Here is a 13,850-nt window from a genome sequence, read left to right as displayed (position 1 = left end):
ACGGGAAATAAAGGTAGGGGAGGGAACTGCGTGGCTTAGTTAAACGTTGGGGAAACGGCCGGAGCCGACCGGATCCCGTCCGGACAATGGCGGCAGTGCGGGCGCGCTGCCGCCGCTATGCGTTTTACTTCAGATATTGCTGTCGATGAAGGCGGTCAGCTGGCCCTTTGCCAGGGCGCCGACTTTCTGTGCAGCGACGCTGCCGTTCTTGAACAGGATCAGGGTCGGGATGCCACGGATGCCGAACTGGGCTGGAACAGCCTGGTTGGCGTCGACGTCCATCTTCGCGATCGTGATCTTGCCGTCGTATTCTTTCGCGACTTCTTCGAGGATCGGGGCGATCATCTTGCACGGACCGCACCACTCGGCCCAGAAATCGACCAGTACCGGACGCTCGGACTTGAGCACGTCGGTTTCGAAAGAAGCATCGCTGATGTGTTTAATGTTTTCGCTCATGTTTTCCTCAAAGAGAGGTAAGGATCAATGTACGCCTGGAGACAAGGCCGATGTTCTGGCTCGTCCGGCTTCCGCTTGTTGTAAGATCAGTTGCAACACAATGGTGGAGGCAATGTGCGCGAACTCAATGGGAAGGGCGTCTGGAGGACGTCAGGCGGGGGATTTAGGCCGAATAATACCTGAATTTCCAAAAAAGTGTTCGGGCGTTTGTACAAAATCTTAACACGCCGTCAGCACACTACGGCCGAGCGCAACTGGTCCAGCGCAATGGGCTTGCGGAAGATACCCGCTATGCGTAATCCGAGCACCCGCGCCAGCTCGCCGGCGGCGTCGCGCACGCCCGAATCCATGCCCGACAACAGGATCACGCTGCCGCGAAATCCGCGCGCGGCGGCGGCCTGCAGGAACTCGATGCCGTCCATGTCGGGTAAAGCCAAATCGCAGATCAGGACGTTGGGCCCGGCCTCTGCCAGGGTTGAAAGGGCATGACGGGTACTCGCTTCGGTAAAGACGTCGCGCACGCCGATGGCGTGCAGCATGTCCTTCAGCATCTCGAGCATGAAATTGTCGTCGTCGAGCACCAGCACGCGCGGGAGCTGGCCTGCGCCTGGTGCGGCGAGGTGATTCATACAGTTGGTTCCGGCGAATAATTGACTGTCAGCGATTATGGGCGAGAACCGGCCTCAGCGGCATATGCCGTCCAAAATTTTCTGCCGAATGAAGCTCAGACGCTGCCGTTGAACTGGATCAGGTGGCCCGGATGCCACATCGTGACCACCGAAGCCACGGCGCCTTGCGAGGTGGTCCTGCGTTTCAGGACCAGGCAGGGCGAGCGCGCGTCGATGGCGAGCAGCTCGGCCACTTCGCGCGGCGCCCCCAGGGCTTCCAGGCTGTAGGTGGCGCCTTGCAGGGGCGCGGCCACCATCAGGTGTTCGTTCGGAGTGATGCTGGAAAAATCCTGTTCCAGGTAGGCCGGCGCGCAGGCCGGATTGACCCAGCGGTCCTCGAGCTGGATCGGCACTTCGTTCTCGAAGTGCACGATCAGCGAGTGGAACAGCGGGGCGCCCGGCGCCAGCTCGAACTGCAGGGCCAGCGCTTCGCTGGCCGGCGCGCTTTCCAGCAGGTGCAGGCGGCTCGCATGGCGGTGGCCGCGGGCGCGCACTTCGTCGGCGATGTTGCGAATCTGGACCAGGGTGGCCTGGTACTTGCGCGGCGCGACAAAGGTGCCCGAGCCCTGACGCCGGGTCAGCACCTGCTCGGCGGTGAGCTCGCGCACGGCGCGGTTGACGGTCATGCGCGAGACGCCGAACTGGCGCACCAGCGCCTGCTCGGAGGGCACCAGGTCGCCTTCCTTCCAGCGTCCGGTGGCGATTTCGCCGACCAGGTAGTCCTTGATGCGCTGGAAGATGGGGGTGCTCGCTTGCGCGCTGGATTCGTCCAAACTGCTCTCCGAAAGGGGATAATGATGACTGTTCTCTGTGCGGATTCTAGCACTGCGAATTCGAAAGCAAGCAGCAAGGTGCGCGGCGCCGGCCATGCTGGCAGGATGACGTCATTCACCCACGGAGAATAAGCGCCATGAAGATCGAGACCTTTGCCGAACCGTATGCCAGCCCTGATGCGCGCTGGGCCGCCGTGCAAAGCCGCGACCGCGCGGCCGACGGCGTCTTCTATTACTCGGTGCGCACGACTGGCGTCTACTGCCGGCCTTCCTGCGGCGCCCGTCCCGCGCTACGCGCGAATGTCGCCTTCCACGCCAGCTGCCTTGAGGCCGAAGCCGCCGGCTTTAGGCCCTGCCTGCGCTGCAAGCCGGACCAGCCGCCGCTGCCCGAGCGCCAGGCGCAGCTGGTGGCCGAGGCTTGCCGCCTCATCGACGCCGCAGAAGACACGCCCGACTTCGACGCCGTGGCGCGCGCGGTCGGCATGAGCCGCTTCCACTTTCAGCGCGTCTTCAAAACGCATGCCGGCGTGACGCCGAAAGCCTATGCGGCGGCGCGCCGGGCTGCGCGCGTGCGCGAAGCCTTGCTGGATACCGGCAGCGTCACCGATGCCGTGTATGCGGCCGGCTTCAATTCTAGTTCGCGCTTCTATGCCGGCAGCGAGGCGATGCTCGGCATGGCGCCTTCGCGTTTCAAGGCGGGCGGCGCCGGCGAGGAGATCCGTTTCGCGGTGGCGGCCTGCTCGCTGGGGGCGATCCTGGTCGCGGCCACCGAACGCGGCATCTGCGCGGTGCTGATGGGCGACGATCCGGAGCCGCTGGTGCGCGACCTGCAGGACCGCTTCCCGAAGGCGAACCTGATCGGCGCCGACGTCGGTTTCGAGCGCACGGTGGCGCAGGTGATCGGCCTGGTGGAGGCGCCGCGCATCGGCCTGGATCTGCCGCTCGACGTGCGCGGCACCGCCTTTCAACAGCGCGTGTGGGCGGCGCTCCGGGCGATTCCGGCCGGAGAGACGGTCAGTTATACGGAGCTGGCGCAGCGTATCGGATCGCCGGCGGCTGTGCGCGCGGTGGCTGGGGCCTGCGCGGCGAATCCGGTGGCGGTGGCGATTCCCTGTCACCGGGTGGTGCGCAACGATGGCGGCTTGTCTGGCTACCGGTGGGGGATCGAGAGAAAGGCGGCGCTGATCGCGCGCGAGAAATCGTAGGGTGGGCGCCCCGTGCCCACCGGTTTTCGCGCCAACGTGGTGCATGCGTCCGCGTGGGCACGGGGCGCCCACCCTACGGGTCAACGCTTTTCCGCCTCCTGCGCCAAGGTCTTCGCCAGGCGCACACGTCCCGTCTCGGCATACGCCTTGCACGCATTCGCATCGGCCAGCTTCCCCTTCGCCTGCCGCTCTATCAAATCATTGGCCTCCGGATGCGCCGTCACCAGGATGTCGCAGGGCAGGGCGGCCACCCGCGCGATCGAGCGCTCGATGTCGGCCTTCGCATTCGGATACACCGTATTCCCGCTGTAGCGGAAGCCCGGCCCGGTGATCGCATTCAGGCTGTCCGCATACACCATGTTCATCGGCCTGCCGTTTTCGAACGCCATCCAGGTCCAGCTGATGCCGCCCTTGGTATGCCCGGGCGTGTAGTGCGCCTTGACCGACACGGGCCCGAGTTCGACCGACTCGCCATCGCGCACGGCCGTTACCTTCGCGACGGGCGTCATGTCGGGCATGTTGTTGCCGAACTGCGGATCGCCCTTGTCGGTCTTGCCCGTTTCCAGCACCGGTTTCGCGGCCACGCTGGTGAGCACGGTCGCGCCGCTCAGGCGCTGCAGTTCGGCGACGCCGCCTACATGGTCGAAGTGTTCGTGCGAAGTCAGGATGTAGCGGATGTCTTCCAGCTTGAAGCCGAGCTGGCGGATGTGCGCGGCGATCTGCACGGCCGCCTTCGGCGTGGCGCCGTCGATCAGGATGTGTCCGGCGGGCGTGGTGATCAGCACCGAACTCAGGCCTGCGGTGCCGACGTAGTAGCTGTTGCCGTAGAGTTTGAAGGGATCTTGCGGACCCTCCCACTCGGCCGCGACGGACAAGGCGGGGACAGCAAGAAGGCAGGACAGGAGGGCGGCGATGCGTTTCACGGGGATTCCCTATTCAGTGGTTGGATTGCTGCGGTGAAATCATAACGAAAAAACAGGTGCACGGGGCCGGCGCCTGTGTCCAAGCCGGGAGGACTTCGCTACACTCATGTTTTGCATTTCATAAACGTCATTGGAGAGTCCATGCAGCCCACCCTGAAACAGTGTTCCGCGTTCGTCCTTGCCGCCCTCGCCATGGCGGGCGCCCAGGCCGATACCGTCATCGTGAATGCCAACGGATACACGCTGAACACCAAGGGTGAGCTGGTCCAGTTCGCCGCACTCGCCTTCGACGACCAGGGCAAGATCCTCGCTGTCGGCAGCGCCGCCGAGGTGGCGGCCAAGGCGCCGGGCGCGCGCCAGGTCGACGTGCAAGGGCGCACCGTGCTGCCGGGCCTGATCGACGCCCACGGCCACGTCTTCGGCCTCGGCCAGATGCTGACTCAGCTCGACCTGTCGCAAACGAGCTCGCTACCGGATGCCCTGAAGGCGATCGGCGACTATGCGCGCGCCAATCCCGGCACTGGCTGGCTGCGCGGCCGCGGCTGGAACCAGGAAAACTGGAAGCTGGGCCGCTTCCCGACCGCGCTTGATGTGGATGCCGTCGTCAGCGACCGCCCGGTCTGGTTCGAACGCGTCGACGGCCATGCCGGCTGGGCCAACAGCCGCGCCCTGGAGGCGGCCGGCATCACCGATAAAACCCCGGACCCGGCCGGCGGCAAGATCATGCGCGACGCGAATGGCAAGGCCACCGGCGTGCTGGTCGACGCGGCGAAGGAACTGGTGGTGAAAGTCCTGCCGGCCCAGACCGAGGCTGAAGGCCGCAAGGTACTGGACCGCGCACTCGCCGAGATGGCGCGGGTCGGCCTGACCGGCGCCCACGATGCGGGCCTCGGCGTAGCGGAAGACCGCCTGTACCGCGCCTATGCAGACCAAGGAAAACTGACCGCGCGTATCTACGGCATGATCGGCGGCACCGGGGGCGACTTCGACGCGCTGGCCAAGAACGGCCCCCTGAAAACCTACGGCAAGGACATGTATGCGCTGCGTGCGGTCAAGCTGTATTCGGACGGCGCGCTGGGCAGCCGCGGCGCCGCCCTGATCAAGCCGTATTCCGACGAACCGCATTCGCACGGCCTGCTGTTCTATAAAACGTCCGAGATGGACGCGATGATGAAGAAGGCGATGGCGCGCGGCTACCAGGTCAACGTGCATGCCATCGGCGACGCCGGCAACCATCAAATCCTCGACATCTACCAGAAGGAACTGGCGGCAACGAAGAGCGCGGCCCAGCGCCACCGCATCGAACACGCGCAGGTCGTGACCCAGGCCGATATCGGCCGTTTCAAGACGCTCGGCATCATTCCATCGATGCAGCCGACCCACGCCACCTCGGACAAGAACATGGCGGAGAACCGCGTCGGCCCCGAGCGGATCAAGGGCGCCTACGCCTGGCGCAGCTTCCTGCACCAGGGTTCGCGCATTGCCTGCGGTTCAGATTTCCCGGTCGAGTCGCCGAACCCCTTCTTCGGCATCCACGCCGCCGTCACGCGCCAGGACGCGTCGGGCCAGCCAATTGCCGGCTGGTATCCGAACCAGGCGATGTCGCTGAAGGAAGCCTTCCGCTGCTTCACGCTTGACGCAGCCTATGCGGGCCACGCCGAAAACAGCTTAGGCTCGCTGGAGCCGGGCAAATGGGCCGATTTCATTGTCGTCGACCAGGACTTGTTCAAGGTCTCGCCCTACGACATCTATAAAACCGGTGTTCTGCAGACCTGGGTGGCAGGCAAGGCGGTGTACAGCAGGTAGGGTGGGCACTCCGTGCCCACCAAATGCTTGCGCTGCATTCTGGTGGGCACAGGGCGCCCACCCTACAGCTGGGTAGCCGGCAAGGCGGTGTACAGCAGGTAGGGTGGGCACTCTGTAGTGAAACCGCCATTGAGGCCACTGGCCTCAATGGCCCCACGCGGAATGGTGAGCAGTGTTTGCAGCTACTGACAAAATGGATTGACTGGCTTGTATAGACAACTTAGACTCTGCGCATGCCAAGGCCGGTAACAGCCGGCCCTTCCTCACTCCCAGGAGCTGCCATGACCCAAGAATCGTCCTTCGATCCGCGCTTCGATCCGACGCGCACCATCCGCGCCCCGCGCGGAACCGAACTGAACTGTAAGAGCTGGCTCACCGAAGCCGCCTATCGCATGTTGCAGAACAACCTCGACGCCGAGGTGGCCGAAGACCCGCAGCGCCTGGTCGTGTACGGCGGCATCGGCCGCGCCGCGCGCAACTGGGAGTGCTACGACCAGATCCTGGCGAGCTTGCGTACCCTCGAAGACGACCAGACCCTGCTGATCCAGTCCGGCAAGCCGGTCGGCGTGTTCCAGACCCACGAGAACGCCCCGCGCGTGCTGCTGGCGAACTCGAACCTGGTGCCGAAGTGGGCCAACTGGGAGCATTTCAACGAACTCGACCGTAAAGGCCTGTTCATGTACGGCCAGATGACGGCCGGCAGCTGGATCTATATCGGCACCCAGGGCATCGTGCAGGGCACCTATGAAACCTTCGCCGAAGCCGGCCGCCAGCATTTCAAGGGCGACTGGGGCGGACGCTGGATCCTGACCGCCGGGCTAGGTGGAATGGGTGGCGCCCAACCGTTGGCTGCCACTTTCGCCGGCGCCGTGTCGCTGACCATCGAATGCCAGCAGACCAGCATCGATTTCCGCCTGCGCACGCGCTACCTCGACAAGCAGGCGAAAGACATCGACGAGGCGCTGGCCCTGATCAAGGAACACACGGGCAAGCGCGAGGCGATTTCCATCGGCCTGCTCGGCAACGCCGCCGACGTGCTGCCGGAACTGGTGCGCCGCGCCCGCGCCGGCGGCCTGGTGCCGGACCTGGTCACCGACCAAACCTCGGCCCACGACCTGATCCACGGCTACCTGCCGCAAGGCTGGACGGTCGAGGAATGGAAGGCGGCCCAGGCCGATCCTGCCCAGCACGCCCGCCTGAAGGCGGCCGCCGCCGCTTCTTGCGCCGCCCACGTGCAAGCCATTCTCGATTTCAAGGCGCTGGGCGCGTATGCCGTCGACTACGGCAACAACATCCGGCAAGTCGCGAAGGACGAGGGCGTCGAGAACGCCTTCGACTTCCCCGGCTTCGTGCCGGCCTACATCCGCCCGCAGTTCTGCGAAGGGCGTGGACCCTTCCGCTGGGTGGCGCTGTCGGGCGACCCGGAAGACATCTATAAAACGGATGCCAAGATCAAGGAACTGTTCCCCCACCACGCCCAGGTGCACCGCTGGCTCGACATGGCGCGCGAACGCATCGCCTTCCAGGGCCTGCCGGCGCGCATCTGCTGGCTGGGACTGGGCGAGCGCCACATCGCCGGCCTCGCCTTCAACGAGATGGTGAAAAACGGCGAACTGAAAGCGCCGATCGTAATCGGGCGCGACCACCTCGACACCGGTTCCGTGGCCAGCCCGAACCGCGAAACCGAGAGCATGCGCGACGGGACCGACGCCGTCTCCGACTGGCCGCTGCTGAACGCCATGCTCAATACCGCCGGCGGCGCGACCTGGGTCTCGCTGCACCACGGCGGCGGTGTTGGTATGGGCTACTCGCAGCACTCCGGCGTCGTCATCGTGGCCGACGGCACCGACGCGGCGGCGAAACGCCTGGCGCGCGTGCTGGTCAACGACAGCGGCTCGGGCGTCATGCGCCACGCCGACGCCGGCTACGAATCCGCCATCGCCTGTGCCAAGCGCACCGGTTTGAATCTCCCGATGATCAAGTAAGAGGCAGCACGAACATGAACCACGAAGCACACCACGGCTGGACCCTGAACCCCGGCGCCCTGACGCTATCCGACCTGCGCGCGGCCTGGGCCGATCACTTCCCGATCGCGCTGTCACCTGAAGCGGCGGAACCGATCGCCGCGTCGGCGGCCCTCGTGAAAACCATCGTCGACAAGGGTGACCCGGCTTACGGCATCAATACCGGCTTCGGCATCCTCGCCAAGGCCCACATCCCGAACGACCAGCTGGAACAGCTGCAGCGCAACCTGATCCTGTCGCATGCGGTCGGCACCGGCGAGCTGATTTCGGACGCCGTCGTGCGCCTGATCCTGCTGACCAAGATCGGCAGCCTGGCGCGCGGTTACTCGGGCGTGCGCCCGGTGATCATCGACACCCTGATCGCGATCTACAACGCGGGCATCATGCCGGCGATTCCTTCGCAAGGTTCGGTCGGCGCCTCGGGCGACCTGGCGCCGCTGGCGCACATGACCCTGGCCATTCTCGGCGTCGGTCCGGTGCGCTATAAGGGCGAGATCATGGAAGCGGCCGACGCCTTGTGCGCGGCCGGCATCGAGCCCGTGACGCTGGCCGCGAAGGAGGGGCTGGCCCTGATCAACGGCACGCAGGTCTCGACCGCGCTGGCCCTGCACGGCTTGTTCATGGCCGAGCGCCTGGTGGAAGCGGCGATGGTCACCGGCGCGCTGTCGGTGGACGCCGCGCGCGGCAGCGACGCGCCCTTCGACGCCCGCATCCACGCGGTGCGCGGCCAGCCAGGCCAGATCGCGGCCGCCGCGATCTATCGTGAACTGGTAAAAGGCAGCGCGATCCGTGCCTCGCACCTGGTCGGCGACGAACGCGTGCAGGATCCGTACAGCCTGCGCTGCCAGCCGCAGGTGATGGGCGCCGTGATGGACCTCGTCGCGAATGCCGGCCGCACCCTGCTGATCGAGGCGAATGCGGTCACCGACAATCCCTTGCTGTTCCCCGACGATGGCGCGATTGTTTCGGGCGGTAACTTCCATGCCGAGCCGGTCGCCTTTGCCGCCGACACGCTGGCGCTGGCCATCGCCGAAATCGGCGCCCTGGCCGAACGCCGCATCGCGCTGCTGATCGACGCGAATCTGTCCGGCTTGCCCGCCTTCCTGGTGCGCGAGCCGGGCCTGAATTCCGGCTTCATGATCGCCCACGTGACGGCCGCCGCGCTGGCTTCCGAAAACAAGTCGCTGGCGCATCCGGCCAGCGTCGACAGCCTGCCAACGTCGGCCAACCAGGAAGACCACGTCAGCATGGCCACCTTCGCGGCGCGCCGCCTCGACCAGATGGCGCACAATACGGCGGTTATTGTCGGGATCGAGCTGCTGGCGGCGGGGCAGGGGATCGAGTTTCACCGTCCTCTGGCGAGCTCGGAACACTTGGAGCACGTGCACGCGCAGCTGCGCCGCCGCGTGGCCCCGTTCGACGCCGACCGCTTCTTCGCACCCGACATCGAGGCCGCACGCCAGATGGTGGTGACTGGCGAGCTGTCGGCTTCATGCAAGGAATTGTTCACCGTACTGCACCCTTAATTTCAACAGGAGTCGTGATGGATTTCCGGTTCAAGGCAGGCGATGCACCGATGCTGTTGTCGATGCCCCACGTGGGCACCGACATTCCCGACGAAGTGGCCGCGCACCTGGCGCCCTGCGCGCTGGCCAAGGCGGACACCGACTGGCACCTGGCCGAACTCTACGAAAGCGCCGAGCGCCTCGGCATCTCGACGCTGGCCGCGCGCTGGTCGCGCTACGTCATCGACCTGAACCGGCCGCCCGAGAACACGAACCTGTATCCGGGCCTCGATACCACGGGCCTGTGCCCGGTCGATACTTTTGGGCGCGAAAGCCTGTACCAGGAGGGGAAAGTGCCGGACCAGGCCGAGGTGCAGCGCCGCCTGGAGCGCTACTGGCGCCCCTACCATAACCAGCTGCGCGCCGAGCTGGCGAGATTGCTGGCGCTGCACGGCCGCGTGGTGCTGTGGGATGCGCACTCGATCGCCTCGAAGGTGCCGCGCTTCTTCGAGGGCCGGCTGCCGGACCTGAATTTCGGCACCGCCGAGGGTAAATCCTGCGATCCAGGCCTGGAGAATGCGGTGGTAAATGTGGCGCGCGCCCAGGACCGCTTCAGCATCGCCGTGAACGGCCGTTTTAAAGGCGGCCACATCACCCGCTTCTACGGCCAGCCGAAAGAGGGCGTGCACGCGATCCAGCTCGAAATGTGCCAGTGCCTGTACATGGACGAGGCGCCGCCCTTCGCCTATCGCCCCGAGGTCGCGGCCGAGGTGCAGCCGCTCCTGGAAGACATGATGGGAGCGGCACTCGACTGGGTGCGCGCATGAACGCCCTGTTCGCGCGCCACGCGCTGCTGCCCGAGGGCTGGCAGGGCGACGTATTGATCGAATGGGATGCGCGCGGCAACCTGACGCGGGTGGAGCCCAAGGCGCGGCCGCCGATCGGCGTGGCCCGTGCCGAGTATGTGGTGCCGGGCATGGTCAACCTGCACTCGCACGCTTTTCAACGCGCGCTGGGCGGCCTGACCGAAAAGGCGGGCGATGGGCCGGACAGCTTCTGGACCTGGCGCGAGCTGATGTACCGCTTCGCGCAGCACATCACGCCCGAGCAGGTCGAGGCCATCGCGGCTCAGCTGTTTTCCGAATGCCTGCGCCATGGCTACACGGCGCTGTGCGAATTCCACTATATCCAGCGTGATCCGGCCGGTTCGATGTACGCGCGCCCGGCCGAGATGGCCGAGCGGGTCGCGGCTGCCGGCCAGCAGTCCGGCATCGGACTGACCATGCTGCCGGTCCTGTACAGCCACAGCGGCTTCGGCGAGCAGCCCCTGAAGCCGGAACAACAGCGCTTCCAGACGGACGTCGACACGGTGCTGCGCATCGTCGAGGCGCTGGCGCCGCTGCGCAACGGCCAGCTCGAGGTCGGCGCGGCGCCGCATTCGCTGCGCGCGGTCAGCGTCAGGCAGATCCAGGAACTGATGGCGGCGCTGCCGAAGGAGCGTCCGCTGCACATCCATATCGCCGAACAGCAGGGCGAAGTCCAGCAGAGCCTCGATTTCTGCGGCCGCCGCCCGGTGGAATACCTGTTCGACCAGCTCGCCGTCGATGCGCGCTGGTGCCTGGTGCATGCCACCCATCTGAACGAGGGAGAGATCGCGCAGCTGGCCGCCAGCGGCGCCGTGGCGGGACTGTGCCCGACCACCGAGGCCAACCTGGGCGACGGCCTGTTCCCGCTCGGCGACTACCTGGCGCAAGGCGGGCGCTGGGGCATCGGCAGCGACAGCCACGTGTCGCAGAGCCCGGTCGAGGAATTGCGCTGGCTGGAATATGGCCAGCGCCTGCTGCACCAGCGCCGGAACGTCGCCGCCACGCCAGCGCGGCGCGACGTGGCGCTCAACCTGTGGCAGGATGCACTCCTTGGCGGCGCCCAAGCGGCCGGACGGCCGGTCGGGGCGCTGGTGCAGGGGCGCCGGGCCGACCTGCTGGTGCTGGACGCCGCCCATCCGAACCTGGACGGGGTACTCGACGCCGACGTGCTCGGCCGTCTGGTATTCTGCGGGAACGACAACCTGGTGCGCGACGTCCTGGCGGGCGGGCGCTGGGTGGTGCAGGGCGGGCGCCACATGGCGCAGGAAGCGATCGGGCGCCGCTACCGGCAAGCCCTCCAACAGTTGCGCGAAGCTTAAGCATGAGCGAGGCATGAGCATGAACATCCTGATCCCGTTTGCCGGCCTGTCGGCGGTCCCGTGGAAGAACGGCGGCGGCAGTACCACCACGATCGCGATCGGCCCGCCCGAGGCCGGCTTCGACGACTTCGACTGGCGCGTCAGCCTGGCGACGATTGCCGAAGACGGCCCGTTCTCGCGCTTCCCGGGCGTGGACCGCACCCTCGCCCTGGTGGACGGCCACGGCATGACGCTCGACATCGACGGCAGCGAACGCGTCATCATCTGCGAGAGCGGCCCGGTGCTGGCTTTCGATGGCGACTCCGACGTCACTGCCAAGCTCAATCGCGGCCCGACCACCGACTTCAACGTCATGACGCGCAGCGAGCGCTGCTACCACCAGTTCGGCCGCCGCCGCCTGTCGGGTAAGTCGCGTTTCGTGGCGCGCGCCGACTTGACCCTGATGTTCCTGGCCGAGGGCGATACCCTGGAAATCGCCAGCGACGCCGAGCGCATCAACCTGGTGCGCTACGACGCCGTGCTGTTCGATCCGGGCACCATCTGGTCGATCGAAGCGACCCAGGCGGTGATCTTCATTGTCGATATTTTCTATTACAACGAAGAAGACGAGGATTACGAAGATGAGTGAGCGCCACGGGCCGCGCTTTGATGCGCTATTTGCGAACGTGAACCTGGCCACGATGGTCGACGGCTATGGCGAAATCCAGGATGGCGCGATCGCCGTGCACCACGGCCGCATCGCCTGGCTCGGTCCGCGCCGCGAGGCGCCGCGCGCCGCCGTCATCCACGACTGCGACGGCGCCTGGCTGACGCCCGGCCTGGTCGACTGCCATACCCACATCGTCCACGCTGGCAACCGCAGCGACGAATGGGAAGCGCGTTTAGAGGGCGCCAGCTACGAAGACATCGCGCGTAACGGCGGCGGCATCATGTCCACCGTGCGCGCCACCCGCGCCGCCAGCGTCGAAGAGCTGCTGCGGGCCAGCGCGCCGCGCATCTCGCAACTGCTGTCCGAAGGCGTCACCACCCTCGAGATCAAGTCCGGCTACGGCCTGAACCTGCAAGGAGAGGCGAACCTGCTGCGCGCCGCGCGCCGCATCGGCGAACTGCTGCCGATCAAGGTGCGTACCACCTTCCTCGGCGCCCACGCGCTGCCGCCCGAGTTCGCCGACCGCCCCGACGACTACATCGCCGAAGTCGCCGAGCGCATGCTGCCGCTGCTGGTAAAGGAAAACCTGGTCGACGCCGTCGACGCCTTCTGCGAACACATCGGTTTTAGCTATGACCAGACCGAACGCGTATTCGCCGCTGCGAAAAAACTCGGCCTGCCGGTGAAACTGCATGCGGAGCAATTGTCCGACCAGCGCGGCGCCGAACTGGTGGCGCGCTACAAGGGCCTCTCGGCCGACCACCTGGAACACCTGACGCCGGCCGGCATCAACGCCATGGCCGCCGCCGGCACGGTCGCCGTGCTGCTGCCCGGAGCGTTTTACTTCCTGCGCGAGACGCAGGCCCCGCCGATTGCCGCCCTGCGCGCTGCCGGCGTGCCGCTGGCGGTGGCGACCGACTGCAACCCGGGCACCTCGCCTCTGAGCTCGCTGCTGCTGGCGATGAACATGGCGTGCACCCTGTGGCGCCTGACCCCGCGCGAAGCCTTGCTCGGCGCCACCATCAACGCCGCCCGCGCCCTCGGCCTACAGGAGCAGATCGGGACGCTGGAAGTGGGCAAGCGCGCGGACTTTGCGCTGTGGGACATCAAGCGGCCGTCCGAGCTGGCGTATGCGATCGGCTTCAATCCCTGCCAGGCGGTGGTGAATGGCGGCGTGATGCGGGCGCGGGATATCGAGCTGCCGGCGGGGTTTTAAACGAACTGGACAAGATCGGCTGACAAGACACGGGCTTGTCGCTGATCTGCCGGGTACTCCCTACCTCTCAAAGCGACTGCAACTTCGATCGTGTTGCCGACACCGCCCGGTGCAGCATCCTCTCCGCATGAAAATCGTTCTCGCGCTGGGCGGCGATCGCCGTCAGGCTGCGGTTGTAATTGTCGAGGCGTGAACGCAGCCAGGCTTTATAGAGCCGCCTCGTGATCGGCCGGAAGATGGGTGCCATGGTGTCTCCCCTTGTGCGAAGAGCACATTTTCAAGCACGCCACTCCCTTGCATTTGTGATCACTCAATCGTGCGACAGCCCCTATCGAAGCTTGATCAGCGTCAACTCACGCATTTCCAGCTCGGTAATGATAGGTATTGGAGAATCCGTAAGAGAGGTAAGCAATTGTAAGAACAACCACTTCCAGCGGTTT

13 protein-coding genes are annotated in these 13,850 nt (G+C 65.9%); 8 read left to right on the top strand and 5 right to left on the bottom strand.

The genetic code is table 11. The features are described 5' to 3' along the window. Positions 1–129: 129 nt before the first annotated feature. The 3 genes from trxA to hutC all read right to left on the bottom strand — a co-directional run bounded on the left by trxA (position 130) and on the right by hutC (position 1,897). Complete coding sequence (trxA, locus tag ACFPQ5_RS19150; RefSeq protein WP_136220911.1) at positions 130–456, bottom strand: thioredoxin TrxA; 327 nt, start codon at positions 454–456, stop codon at positions 130–132. Positions 457–686: 230 nt separating this feature from the next. Then, positions 687–1,085 (bottom strand): response regulator, encoded by a 399-nt coding sequence (locus ACFPQ5_RS19145; RefSeq protein ID WP_379759434.1) that lies wholly within the window; start codon positions 1,083–1,085, stop codon positions 687–689. Positions 1,086–1,180: 95 nt separating this feature from the next. Continuing rightward, positions 1,181–1,897 carry a histidine utilization repressor gene (gene hutC / locus ACFPQ5_RS19140; protein WP_379759431.1) on the bottom strand — a complete coding sequence of 239 codons (717 nt, stop codon included), beginning with the start codon at positions 1,895–1,897 and terminating at the stop codon, positions 1,181–1,183. A 137-nt stretch (positions 1,898–2,034) separates the two neighbouring features. Between hutC and ada the strand changes: the two genes are divergently transcribed. Then, a complete protein-coding gene (gene ada / locus ACFPQ5_RS19135; RefSeq protein ID WP_379759428.1) occupies positions 2,035–3,102 on the top strand; it encodes a bifunctional DNA-binding transcriptional regulator/O6-methylguanine-DNA methyltransferase Ada in 1,068 nt (355 codons plus the stop codon). Positions 3,103–3,182: 80 nt separating this feature from the next. Here ada and bla read toward each other — a convergent pair whose 3' ends face one another. Next, positions 3,183–4,025: a subclass B3 metallo-beta-lactamase gene (bla, locus tag ACFPQ5_RS19130; RefSeq protein WP_379759425.1), complete on the bottom strand. Its 843-nt coding sequence runs from the start codon at positions 4,023–4,025 to the stop codon at positions 3,183–3,185. A 141-nt stretch (positions 4,026–4,166) separates the two neighbouring features. Between bla and ACFPQ5_RS19125 the strand changes: the two genes are divergently transcribed. The 7 genes from ACFPQ5_RS19125 to hutI all read left to right on the top strand — a co-directional run bounded on the left by ACFPQ5_RS19125 (position 4,167) and on the right by hutI (position 13,410). Continuing rightward, entirely contained in the window at positions 4,167–5,831 is a 1,665-nt protein-coding gene (locus ACFPQ5_RS19125) for an amidohydrolase (protein WP_379759422.1), read from the top strand. A gap of 281 nt (positions 5,832–6,112) precedes the next feature. Then, positions 6,113–7,816, top strand: a complete 1,704-nt coding sequence (gene hutU, locus ACFPQ5_RS19120) for a urocanate hydratase (protein WP_379759419.1) — start codon at positions 6,113–6,115, stop codon at positions 7,814–7,816. 14 nt (positions 7,817–7,830) lie between these two features. Beyond that, the gene (gene hutH / locus ACFPQ5_RS19115; RefSeq protein WP_379759416.1) at positions 7,831–9,381 is read left to right on the top strand and encodes a histidine ammonia-lyase; all 1,551 of its coding nucleotides are present in this window, start codon (positions 7,831–7,833) and stop codon (positions 9,379–9,381) included. A 17-nt stretch (positions 9,382–9,398) separates the two neighbouring features. After that, positions 9,399–10,187, top strand: a complete 789-nt coding sequence (gene hutG / locus ACFPQ5_RS19110; RefSeq protein WP_379759413.1) for an N-formylglutamate deformylase — start codon at positions 9,399–9,401, stop codon at positions 10,185–10,187. Then, positions 10,184–11,545, top strand: coding sequence for a formimidoylglutamate deiminase (locus ACFPQ5_RS19105; RefSeq protein ID WP_379759410.1), 1,362 nt, complete (start codon positions 10,184–10,186; stop codon positions 11,543–11,545). The genes hutG and ACFPQ5_RS19105 overlap by 4 nt, the downstream gene beginning before the upstream one ends. A 13-nt stretch (positions 11,546–11,558) precedes the next feature. Next, entirely contained in the window at positions 11,559–12,173 is a 615-nt protein-coding gene (locus ACFPQ5_RS19100) for a HutD/Ves family protein (protein WP_379759407.1), read from the top strand. Next, positions 12,166–13,410, top strand: coding sequence for an imidazolonepropionase (hutI, locus tag ACFPQ5_RS19095; protein ID WP_379759404.1), 1,245 nt, complete (start codon positions 12,166–12,168; stop codon positions 13,408–13,410). The genes ACFPQ5_RS19100 and hutI overlap by 8 nt, the downstream gene beginning before the upstream one ends. A 67-nt stretch (positions 13,411–13,477) precedes the next feature. Here hutI and ACFPQ5_RS19090 read toward each other — a convergent pair whose 3' ends face one another. Continuing rightward, positions 13,478–13,657 carry a hypothetical protein gene (locus ACFPQ5_RS19090; RefSeq protein WP_379759401.1) on the bottom strand — a complete coding sequence of 60 codons (180 nt, stop codon included), beginning with the start codon at positions 13,655–13,657 and terminating at the stop codon, positions 13,478–13,480. Positions 13,658–13,850 lie beyond the last annotated feature (193 nt).

The organism is Massilia suwonensis, assembly GCF_042655665.1.
GTDB lineage: Bacteria > Pseudomonadota > Gammaproteobacteria > Burkholderiales > Burkholderiaceae_D > Telluria > Telluria suwonensis.
This window is presented reverse-complemented; position numbering and strand designations above follow the sequence as displayed.

Excerpts from the sequence above, each read along its gene's own strand:
- trxA (WP_136220911.1), bottom strand. The coding sequence starts at position 456 with ATGAGCGAAAACATTAAACACATCAGCGATGCTTCTTTCGAAACCGAC.
- ACFPQ5_RS19145 (WP_379759434.1), bottom strand. The coding sequence starts at position 1,085 with ATGAATCACCTCGCCGCACCAGGCGCAGGCCAGCTCCCGCGCGTGCTG.
- ada (WP_379759428.1), top strand. The coding sequence starts at position 2,035 with ATGAAGATCGAGACCTTTGCCGAACCGTATGCCAGCCCTGATGCGCGC.
- ACFPQ5_RS19125 (WP_379759422.1), top strand. The coding sequence starts at position 4,167 with ATGCAGCCCACCCTGAAACAGTGTTCCGCGTTCGTCCTTGCCGCCCTC.
- hutU (WP_379759419.1), top strand. The coding sequence starts at position 6,113 with ATGACCCAAGAATCGTCCTTCGATCCGCGCTTCGATCCGACGCGCACC.
- hutH (WP_379759416.1), top strand. The coding sequence starts at position 7,831 with ATGAACCACGAAGCACACCACGGCTGGACCCTGAACCCCGGCGCCCTG.
- hutG (WP_379759413.1), top strand. The coding sequence starts at position 9,399 with ATGGATTTCCGGTTCAAGGCAGGCGATGCACCGATGCTGTTGTCGATG.
- ACFPQ5_RS19105 (WP_379759410.1), top strand. The coding sequence starts at position 10,184 with ATGAACGCCCTGTTCGCGCGCCACGCGCTGCTGCCCGAGGGCTGGCAG.
- ACFPQ5_RS19100 (WP_379759407.1), top strand. The coding sequence starts at position 11,559 with ATGAGCATGAACATCCTGATCCCGTTTGCCGGCCTGTCGGCGGTCCCG.
- hutI (WP_379759404.1), top strand. The coding sequence starts at position 12,166 with ATGAGTGAGCGCCACGGGCCGCGCTTTGATGCGCTATTTGCGAACGTG.
- ACFPQ5_RS19090 (WP_379759401.1), bottom strand. The coding sequence starts at position 13,657 with ATGGCACCCATCTTCCGGCCGATCACGAGGCGGCTCTATAAAGCCTGG.